At 70.9% G+C, this 9,551-nt stretch carries 9 protein-coding genes and 1 pseudogene; 6 read left to right on the forward strand and 4 right to left on the reverse strand.

From position 1 onward, the window contains the following. Positions 1 to 19 precede the first annotated feature (19 nt). The gene (locus tag AB0M99_RS03200) at positions 20 to 1,099 is read right to left on the reverse strand and encodes a tyrosine-protein phosphatase (RefSeq protein ID WP_365916887.1); all 1,080 of its coding nucleotides are present in this window, start codon (positions 1,097 to 1,099) and stop codon (positions 20 to 22) included. Between the two features lie 401 nt (positions 1,100 to 1,500). Between AB0M99_RS03200 and AB0M99_RS03205 the strand changes: the two genes are divergently transcribed. Both AB0M99_RS03205 and AB0M99_RS03210 read left to right on the forward strand, forming a co-directional pair. Further along, positions 1,501 to 2,613 carry an ADP-ribosylglycohydrolase family protein gene (locus AB0M99_RS03205; protein ID WP_365916926.1) on the forward strand — a complete coding sequence of 371 codons (1,113 nt, stop codon included), beginning with the start codon at positions 1,501 to 1,503 and terminating at the stop codon, positions 2,611 to 2,613. 68 nt (positions 2,614 to 2,681) lie between these two features. After that, entirely contained in the window at positions 2,682 to 3,542 is an 861-nt protein-coding gene (locus AB0M99_RS03210; protein ID WP_365916888.1) for a TIGR03619 family F420-dependent LLM class oxidoreductase, read from the forward strand. Between the two features lie 35 nt (positions 3,543 to 3,577). Here AB0M99_RS03210 and AB0M99_RS03215 read toward each other — a convergent pair whose 3' ends face one another. From AB0M99_RS03215 to AB0M99_RS03225, 3 genes are all read right to left on the reverse strand, one after another. Continuing rightward, on the reverse strand, positions 3,578 to 3,982 hold the full coding sequence (locus AB0M99_RS03215) for a PIN domain nuclease (protein WP_365916889.1): 405 nt from the start codon (positions 3,980 to 3,982) through the stop codon (positions 3,578 to 3,580). Beyond that, positions 3,979 to 4,239, reverse strand: a complete 261-nt coding sequence (locus tag AB0M99_RS03220) for a type II toxin-antitoxin system VapB family antitoxin (protein ID WP_365916890.1) — start codon at positions 4,237 to 4,239, stop codon at positions 3,979 to 3,981. The genes AB0M99_RS03215 and AB0M99_RS03220 overlap by 4 nt, the downstream gene beginning before the upstream one ends. Positions 4,240 to 4,351: 112 nt before the next feature. Then, positions 4,352 to 7,564 carry a discoidin domain-containing protein gene (locus AB0M99_RS03225; protein ID WP_365916891.1) on the reverse strand — a complete coding sequence of 1,071 codons (3,213 nt, stop codon included), beginning with the start codon at positions 7,562 to 7,564 and terminating at the stop codon, positions 4,352 to 4,354. A 197-nt stretch (positions 7,565 to 7,761) separates the two neighbouring features. Here AB0M99_RS03225 and AB0M99_RS03230 point away from each other — a divergent pair, with 197 nt between their 5' ends. From AB0M99_RS03230 to AB0M99_RS03245, 4 genes and pseudogenes are all read left to right on the forward strand, one after another. Beyond that, complete coding sequence (locus AB0M99_RS03230; RefSeq protein ID WP_365916892.1) at positions 7,762 to 8,598, forward strand: helix-turn-helix transcriptional regulator; 837 nt, start codon at positions 7,762 to 7,764, stop codon at positions 8,596 to 8,598. Then, the gene (locus AB0M99_RS03235; RefSeq protein ID WP_365916893.1) at positions 8,595 to 8,840 is read left to right on the forward strand and encodes a DUF397 domain-containing protein; all 246 of its coding nucleotides are present in this window, start codon (positions 8,595 to 8,597) and stop codon (positions 8,838 to 8,840) included. Before AB0M99_RS03230 ends, AB0M99_RS03235 begins: the two co-directional genes overlap by 4 nt. A gap of 65 nt (positions 8,841 to 8,905) precedes the next feature. Then, positions 8,906 to 9,157 (forward strand): annotated as a pseudogene (locus AB0M99_RS03240) (site-specific integrase); the annotation flags it as partial. A gap of 3 nt (positions 9,158 to 9,160) precedes the next feature. After that, positions 9,161 to 9,403, forward strand: a complete 243-nt coding sequence (locus AB0M99_RS03245) for a transposase (protein ID WP_365916927.1) — start codon at positions 9,161 to 9,163, stop codon at positions 9,401 to 9,403. The last annotated feature ends 148 nt before the right edge of the window (positions 9,404 to 9,551 follow it).

Raw genomic sequence — 9,551 nt, forward strand, 5'->3', positions numbered from 1 at the left:
CGCCCCTGTCTTGTAAGGGTCAGCCGACCAGGAGGTCCCTCTTGAGCTGCTTCAGTTCGCGCGCGTCGATGCCGACGGCGTCCTTCAGGTAGCGGTCGAAGCTGCCGTACTTGGCCTTGACCTCGTCGAACCCGGCGTTCAGGTACTCGGGGCGCACGTCGAGCAGCGGCTTGTAGACGGCGGCCTGCGGGGCCGGCAGGTGCGACAGGATCGCGTCGTTGGCGGCCTTGCGGTAGTCGTTGCTGGCCAGGTAGTCGGCCATGACGGTCTCGCCCGGGACGCCGAGGGCGGTCAGCAGGGAGGCGCCGGCCCAGCCGGTGCGGTCCTTGCCGGCGGTGCAGTGGAAGAGGACGGTGCGGGTGTCGTCGTCGCGCATGCCGTCGAAGACCTGCGCGTACGCCTTCTTGCCGCCTTCGCCGCTGACCATGGTCTTCTCGGCGTCGACCATGGCCTTGACGGCCTCGTCGGGGGACTTGGGCATGGTCTGGAAGGCGGGCGAGCCGGCGAAGACGTCGGCGACGACGTAGGTGGCGCCCGCGGGGACCTTGTCGGCGTCCTTGGTGCGCTCGTCGGTCATGCGCAGGTCGAAGACGGTCTTGACGCGCAGGCGCTGGAGCTTGGCGAGGTCGTTCGCGGTGAGCTTGTTGAGGGCGTCGGAGCGGTAGATCTCGCCCATCTTGACCCACTGGCCGTTGGTGGTGCGGTAGCCGCCGGCGTCGCGGAAGTTGACGGCGCCGTCCAGCTTGATCAGGCGGTCGGCGAGGCGCAGGCCCTCGCCGTGCTCGGGCTTGAAGTCGAACCACTGGCGGTCGGCGGCGGGCAGCCCGGTGACGACGGCCTGCCCCTGGGCGCCGCCCTTGGCGACGACCTTGCCGTTGGCCTTGATCTGCACCCGCTCGGTGCCCTTGGCCTTCCACTTCAGGGTGTACGAGCCGTCGGCGCCGGCGGTGACGGTGGCCTCGGTGAAGGGGATGGCGGACCGGTGGTGGCCGCCGCCCCAGGGGAGGTCCCAGCCGGAGGCGGTGGCGGCGGGGGCCGCGACCAGGGAAACGGTGAGTGCGGAGGCGACGGTGGTCGCGGCGAGCAGTGCCTTCTTCATGGGGTCGAGGCTGTTGGCCGGCGGAGAACTTCGTATGAACGCGGCGTGGCCGAAACCAACCGGTTCGGAGGCAAGTGGCAAAACGTGCCACTGGGCGATCACCGCCCGATCACCGCACGTGCGCAGCGGTCCGGTGCACATTCCCGGACACATTCCGGCCGTTCTGTGCTCACTTACGGGCCGCGTGACCGACTCTTTCCGGATTGGATCGAGCCTGTCCACTACAGTGCGCGCCAGAGCAAGCGGGGCTGGGCAGGGGGATCTCGATGGACACGGCGACGGAAACGACCACGGGCAACGACGGCCCGGGCGGTGCGCCCGCGGCGCCCGCGGCGCACAGACCCGGACTGGGCCCGAGCAGCGGCCCCGGCGCCGGCGACACCCTCAGCGGCCGGACCGCGGTGACCACCGGCCTGTGGGGCCGCGCCGAACAGCAGGACTTCCGCAGCCGCGTCCGCGGCACCCTCCTCGGCTCCGCCATCGGCGACGCCCTGGGCGCGCCCGTCGCCGGCCTCTCCCTCGACGGCATCCGCGAGACCCACGGCCTGGAGGGGCTGACGGAACTCGCCCCCGCCTACGGCCGCCGCGGCAGCGTCACCGCCTCCACCCAGCTCGCCCTGTTCACCGTGGACGGGCTGATACGGGCCCACGTGCGCCGGGACACCGGCGCCTGGCACCCGCCGACCGACGTCCACCGCGCGTACCTGCGCTGGGCGGCCACCCAGCACGACTGGGGCCCCGACGAGCGCCGCAAGGACAACGGCTGGCTCGCGCAGGAGGAGTGGCTCTACGCCCGCCGCGGCCCCGACCGCGCCTGCATGACCGGCTTCGCCGACGAGACCCTCGGCACCCTGGACCAGCCCAAGAACCCCACCGCCCGGGACGCCGCCGCCACCGTCCGCTCGGCGCCCTTCGGGCTGCTGGTCGGCTGGGAGCCCGCGCTCGTGCTCCAGCTCGCCGTCGAGTGCGCCGCGCAGAGCCACGGCCACCCCACCGCGTACCTCTCCGCCGGGGCCCTCGCCGTCATCGTGCACGGCCTGACCCGCGGCGACTCCCTCGACGCGGCCGTCCAGCGGGCCCTCGGCCTGCTCGGCTCCCGCCCCGGCCACCAGCCCGTCACCGACGCCCTCCAGCGCGCGGTGGCCGCCGTCACCCAGGGCGCCCCGTCGCCGAAGACGGTCGAGTCCCTCTCCCCCGGCGACGGCCGCGACGGCGAGGACGCCCTCGCCGTCGCCGTGTACTGCGCCCTCGTCGCCGAGGACGTCGCGCACGGCCTGCGGCTCGCCGTGAACCACGGCGGCGACTCCACCGCCACCGGCGCGCTGTGCGGGGCGCTGCTCGGCGCCCTGCACGGCGAGACCGCCCTCCCGGCGGGCTGGCTCGCCGACCTCGAAGGCCGCGCGACGATCCTGGAACTCTCCGACGACTTCGCCCTGGAGATGACCCAGGGCCCCGCCCTGCACGGCCCGGCGGTCTCCTCCCCCGGCTGGCTGGCCCGCTACCCCCGGGGCTGACGACCCCTCAACATTCGCGGCCACGCGACGTACCGTGGCCCTCCCACGTCACGGAGGTGTCAGCCCACATGCGGATCGCCACGACGATCTTCCTCACCGACCGCACCGTCTCCCCCGTCCGCCTCGCACGCGCCCTGGAGGAGCGGGGGTTCTCCGGCCTGTACCTCCCGGAGCACACCCACATCCCGGTCACCCGTGACACCGCCGCGCCCATGGGCGGCGAACTCCCCGAGATGTACGGGCGCACCCTGGACCCCTTCGTGGCGCTCGGCCAGGCCTCCGCCGTGACCGAGCGGCTCCACCTCGGCACCGGCATCACCCTGGTCGCCCAGCACGACCCGATCGACCTCGCCAAGCAGGTCGCGACCCTGGACCACCTCTCCGGCGGCCGGGTCACCCTCGGCATCGGCTACGGCTGGAACGTCGAGGAAGCCGCCGACCACGGCGTCGAGTGGCGCACCCGCCGCGAACTCGTGCGCGACCGCATGGCGTTGATGCGCGCACTGTGGGCCCCCGAACCCACCGCGTACGTCGGCCAGTTCGCCTCCGTCCAGGCCAGCTCGGCGTACCCGAAGCCGGTCCAGGCGCCGCGCGAGCTCGCCCCGGGCAGCCCGCTGCACGGGCCGCGCACCCTGATCGGCGGCCAGGCCGGCCCGAAGCTGTTCGCCGCCGTCGCCGACCACGCCGACGGCTGGCTCCCGATCGGCGGCGGGGGTCTGACGGAGTCCCTCCCGGTGCTGCGCCGGGTCTGGGAGACCGCGGGCCGCGACCCCAAGTCCCTCCAGGTGGTCCCGTACGCGGTCCAGCCCAACCCGGGCAAGATGAGCCACTACGCCGACCTGGGCATGGAGGAGGTCGTCCTCCAACTCCCCTCCGAGGGCGAGGCGGAGGTCCTGCGCGTCCTGGACGGCTTCGCCCAGTACCTCTGACCCCGCGGGGACCGGAACGGTTCGGTGCGCCGCAGTCAGTCCGCGATGCGCCGGACGGGCTGCCCCGTGATGCGGGCGATGGTCTCGAAGTCGGCGTCCTGGTGGAGGACCGTGAGCTTGTGGTGCTGCGCGGTCACGGCGACGAGCAGATCGACGGGCCTGGCGCACTGGTGGCAGCCCTCGTCCGCCAGCCTCTGCTGGAGGGCGGAGGTCTCCTCCCAGACCGAGTCCCGGGCCACGAAGTAAGGGAACGTCTCCCGCAGCAGGCCGTCGGCCTCGTAGTAGGCCGGGCGCCCCCCGACGGCGCGCAGGAACTCCTGGCGCACCGGTTCGCACAGGCCCACGACTCCGGAGGTGACCACTTCGTCCCAGGCGGGTGCGGCCTGCCGACGGTAGAAGCGGACGAGTGCGCTCGTATCGATGAGGAAGTTCTCACTCACGCGGCCGATCGCCCTCCCGGCCCTTGCGCGCCGTCGGCGGCAGCGCCGGCGCCGGCGTCGGCGCCTTCGATCGCGGAGAGGTCGATCTCGCCCTCGGCCACCATCTGCCGCATGCGCTCCACCGCCGCGGCTCTGCGACGGCGGTCGGCGATCTCGCGCAGGGCGGCGTTGACCGTGTCCCGTTTGGTCGTGGTGCCGAGGTGGCGGGCGGCCTCCGCCAGGGCCTCGTCGTCCAGGTCGATCACCGTTCGGGACATGACGACCTCCAGGCCGGGCGTATATACGATTCCCAAAAAAGATATCACCAAACGGAAAGCCCCGGTGTGCCCGAACAGGTCGGGCACACCGGGGCAGCGGGCAGTCCGGACGTCAGCTGACGCCTATCTCCCCGAGCTGCATGTAGTGCTCGCCGTACTGGTCCGTGCTCAGCCCGGTGCCGCTGATCTTCACGTAGCGGGCGGCGGCCGGGTCGAACGAGAAGGTCTGCGTGTCGGCGCCCGGACGGGACTGGCCGCGCCGGTCGACGACCGTGGTCCAGTTGGCGTTGTCCTGCGAGACCTGGACGGTGAAGTCCACCGGGAAGCCGAGCCCCGTGTGCACCCCGTCGGTGCGCGGCGTGAGCCGGACCTGGCTGATCAGGCTCGCCCCCTGGAGATCGACGGTGATCCACTCGTTGGCCGCGGCCGTGGCCGACTTCTGGCTGCTCCAGCCCAGCGAGTAGCCCTGCGCCGAGTTCAGCGCGCCGTCCGTGGCCGCCCGGCGCTTCCAGCCCGAGCCCTCGATGGAACTCGACGCGGTCACCGGCCGGTTCGCGGCCAGGTTCTCGCCGGCCGCCTCGATCTCGGCGAGTTGCAGGTGGTAGTTGCCGTGCTGGTCCTGCCGCAGCTTCGTCCCGGTGACCTTGACGTAGCGCACGTCGGCCGGCGCGAACGGGAAGGACTGCGCGGACGCGTCGGGCCGGGGCTGGTCCCGCTTGTCGGCGACGGTGGTCCAGGTCGCGTTGTCCGTCGACACCTGGACGGTGAAGTCGACGGGGAAGCCGAGCCCGGTGTTCGCGCCGTCGGCGCGCCCGAAGAGGTCCAGGCGGCTGATGCGGCGCGCGGCACCGAGGTCCACCGTCACGGACTCGGTGTGGTCGACGGACAGGTTGTCGACGCTGCTCCAGCCGACGGTGCCGGTCGGCAGGGAGCGGCGGCCGTCGGTGAGCGCCTTCGCGCTCCAGCCGTCGGCCTCGTAGCTGCTGGACGCGGTGACCGCGGCGCCCTCGACGGGGTTGGTGCCGGGGTTGAGCCGTACGTTGTCGAACCGGGCACTGGCTCCGCCGGTGGCGAGGCCGACGTTGCCGACCGGGTAGCCCGTGTCGGTGAGCGAGATCAGCTCGGTGGCTCCGGCGTACACCTTGAGGGCGGAGCCGCGGGTGACGGCCCGCAGGGTCACCGTCTGGCCCGAGGTGTAGCCCGGCACCTTCGCCTTGGCGAGGTCGGTGCCGCTGCGGTTGACGAAGACCTCGCCGTTGTCGCGCAGCGCCACCAGGTACCCGGTCTGCCGGTCGGTGGGGTTCTGGCTGTGGACCGTCAGACCGGCCCAGTTGGTGGCGCCGCCGTCGGCGCTGACACCGGTGATCCGGACGTCCACGGACGCGGCGACGTCCCCGTAGGCGCGCCCGGCCACCGCGGAGACCGTGTCCCAGTCGGCGGCGGTGCTGCTCTGCACGTACGCCTGGTCACCGGTGACCGACCAGGCGCCCCGGGTGTGGCGCCACTCGGCGTCGTTGCCCGCGGAGAAGTCCTCGGTGAACGGGTACGAGGCGTCCGGCCCCTGCCCGGTGAGGGCGTCCAGGATCTGCTTGTGGCGCTGGTCGAGCTCCGCGCCCGAGGTGCTGAACTCGGTGGTGTTCGTGATCAGGGACGAGGTCAGCGCCCGCGCCAGGACCGGCTTGGCGGCCTCCAGCTGCTTCAGCAGCTCGTAGTCCTGGATGCCGGCCAGCAGGGCCTCGCTGCGCATGCTGTCGTAGACGTCGAGGGCGTTCTTGTTCGGGCGCACCAGGAACGGGTCGCCGTTGGTCCAGCCGTCGAAGGTGTCCACGTGGTCGAAGCGCTGCGGGTCGCCCGTCGGCTGCGTCCAGATGTTCCAGCCCCAGTGCAGGAACCCCTTCCCGCCCACCGCAGAGACCATCCACGGGGTCAGGCGGGAGTCGGAGAGCGGGTAGCTGATGAACCGGTTGACGTGGCGGTCCCGCGGGCCGATGCAGTAGTACAGCCAGAGGTCCTTACCGGCGAGGCGCTGGTTCTGGTAGTAGCCGGCGTTCGCGTCGTAGTGGTCGTCGAGGATCGGCGTGGTCGTGCCGAGCACGTCGTCCAGGGCGGGTACGGCCTCGTGGTGGGCTTCGTTCGTCTGCCCCTGGGGGAAGTAGGCGTGGTACCGCTCGTAGAGCCAGCGCGCGGCGGAGACCTGGGTCTGGTCCTTCTTGTAGGGCTCGTCGACCGCGCTCATGTAGAACACGTCGCTCCAGCGGCGGCCGGGCGCGCAGGTCGGCCCGGCGTCGAGGCACTTGGAGTCCAGGTGGGCCTTCAGCGCGGGGAGCACGGCGTTGACGTAGGCGGTGGCCTCGGGCGAACCCGGGGTCAGGTAGCCCATCTTCACGCCGCCCTTGCCGTCGGGGACGAGCGTTTCGAGGTTGCGGCCGGCGTCCTCGACGAGGGTGGGCGTGTAGATGTACTGGAGGGCGCCGGCGTCCTGGAAGAGCTGGACGAAGCGGTCGAAGTTCTGCCAGGTGAAGGTGTACTTGCCGTCCACGAGCTTGGTGTCGGGGATCGACAGGGCCTGGAAGTCGGCGTAGATGACGTTGTTGCGGTGCTTGGCGTAGTTCTTGGCGAAGTTCCCCATGAGCGTCCACCACTCGGGGGAGAAGTCCGCGATCCCGTACTGGTCGGGGATGGACGACGCCGTCCACTTGTAGTCCCAGCCGACCGAGGTGAACCAGTTGTTCATCCGGAACGTCGAGCGGTTCGCGGGAGGCACTTCGGCGTCGTACACCTTCACCGACACGGGCACGTCGACCGGCCCGGCCGAACTCTGCACGGTGGCCTTGCCGGTGTAGGTGCCGGGCGCCTGCCCGGTGGGCACCGCCACGCTGTAGTGGTACGGCTGCGTGGTGTTCGGCGCCAGCTGGTGCGGGGCGTTGCCGACGAGTGCGTCGTAGTACGCGTTGCCGCCGCCCGGCGGCTCCTGCTGGTGGCCGCTCTCGATCTTCGCGACGTTCGGGTGGTTGTACTCCCGGTTCACGGTGATCCGGGAGGCCGGGATCACGGCCCCGCCCGGCCCGGTGAGGTCGCCCGGCTGCACCGATGTGCCGTTCAGCGTCTCCCGTGCGCGAACGACGATCTGCGCGGCCTGGACCTCGTTGCGCGCCGCGAACAGCGACACCGCGTTCGTCGGGCGGTCGGGGGCGGGCGAGGAGGAGAAGACGTGGTCGGCGCCGCTGGCGACCCAGACCGCCGGCTGCGTAGCGGCGGCGGCGGGCGCCGGAACGACCGCGGAGGCCAGCAACAGGGCGGCCGCGGAGGCGGCTGACGCCCCCATGGATATTTTTCTCACGATGTCCTTTGGAGCTCGGGTCCCGATCTGCGCACGGCGGATCCGTGGCATGTCCAGTCATATCCCACGGCTCACCAACTCCCTTCCACAGCACGCCGAACCACTACTTTTCACCTGTACGAGCCCACTCTCTGGACACCCGCAATCACACCCCGTGACCCTGGTCCAGGGAGGTGACCGCCATGACAACGGCCGACGACAGCGGTGACGGCGAGGTGGAGCCGGACAACGACCTGCGCAACTTCGGCGAGACCGTCAAGGCCTGCCGCAAACGCGCCGGCCTGACCCAGGAGCAACTGGCCCCGCTGGTCAGCTACTCGGTCCAGTACATCGCCTCGGTGGAACAGGGCCGCCGCCACCCGTCGGCGCGCTTCGTGGAACGGGCGGAGGATGTCCTGGACTGCTTCGGGGTCATCCGCATCGCGGCGAAACGCCTGAACCGACGGCGGGGGCTGGCGCGGTGGTTCCGCCGCTGGGCCGAACTGGAGGAGACCGCCGTCACCTTGAACACGTACGAATGCCGCTCGATCCCGGGCCTTCTCCAGACGGAGGCGTACGCGCGGGCCCAGATCCGGGACGTCCCGCCACTGCCGACACCGGAACAGGCGGAGGCGCGCGTCGTCCAGCGTCTGGAACGCCAGGCACTGCTCCGCAAGACACCCTTCGTCGCACTCAGCTTCATCATCGAACAGGCGGTGATCGAGCGACAGACGGGCGGCCCGGAGGTGACGCGCGAGCTGATCGACCACCTGCTGGAGTGCGCGAGGCTGCCCAATGTCGACCTCCAGATCATGCCGCTGATCAGCCCGGAGCACGCGGGCACCGACGGCCCCTTCCGCCTCCTTGAATCCGAGGAGCACGAGTGGCTCGGCTACACCGAAGGCCAGCAGACGGGCCAGGTCATTTCGGACCCGAAAGACACCAGCCTCCTCCACCAGCGGTATGCCAAACTTCGCATCCAGGCCCTCAATCCTGCTGACAGCATGGGCCTGTTGACGCGAAGGCGAGGATCCCTGTGAACAGCTCCCAGTTGCGGTGGTTCAAGAGCAGCTACAGCGGCAGCCAGGGCGACGACTGCGTCGAGGTAGCCCTCTCCTGGCACAAGTCCACGTACAGCGGCAGCGAGGGAGACAGCTGCGTCGAGGTCGCCGCCTGCGCCGAAGCCGTCCACGTCCGGGACTCCAAGGTGACGGCCGGCCCCGAGCTGGCCGTCACGTCGGCGGCCTGGGCCCACTTCCTCAACGGGGTCACCCACCTCTGAGTCCCGCACGACGACAGGGCCGGCCCCGTTGGACACGGGTCGGCCCAGCGGGCATCCGTGATTGCGCCAACCAGGGCAGCATGGCCGCATACCTGACGTACTGGCTGGAGAACGTCGCCGTCCACCGCCTCCACGAGAACACTCACACCCGCCACGCCACGTGCGTGCACCAGCACCTCATCACCGACCTCGGCAAGAAGAAGCCCACCAAGCTCACCGCCGAGGACGTCCGCACCTGGCTCAACCAACTGCGCGCCACCTACCGGTGCTGCACGCGCGACATCGACGCCCGGCGCGACCAGCCGCGCTGCTGCTCCACCATCGTCAAGTTCCCGCCCTACGCTCCCGATCTCAACCCCGTCGAAGGCGTCTGGGCCCACCTGAAGAAGTCCCTGGCCAACCTCGCACCCCGAACGATCGACGACCTCACCCCGCTCGTGAAGAACCGCCTACGCGGCATCCAACGCCGACCCGAGATCCTCGACGGCTTCATAGCCGCGACCGGACTCGGGCTGGAACCTCCGCAGCCCCGTCACCCCAGGGCTGATTCATTGTCGTGTTGATCATGCTGCGTCGCAGGTCAGGGATAGTCCGAGGAGGTCGAGCGGGCGGGTGAAGGGCGTGTAGGAGACTTCTCGGAGTCCGGCGGCGATGTTGTGGTGGCCGGCGTCGCGGAGGGTGTTGATCGCGAGGTTCCGTAAAGTGGCCATG

Source organism: Streptomyces sp. NPDC051183 (assembly GCF_040682455.1).
Taxonomy (GTDB): Bacteria; Actinomycetota; Actinomycetes; order Streptomycetales; family Streptomycetaceae; genus Streptomyces.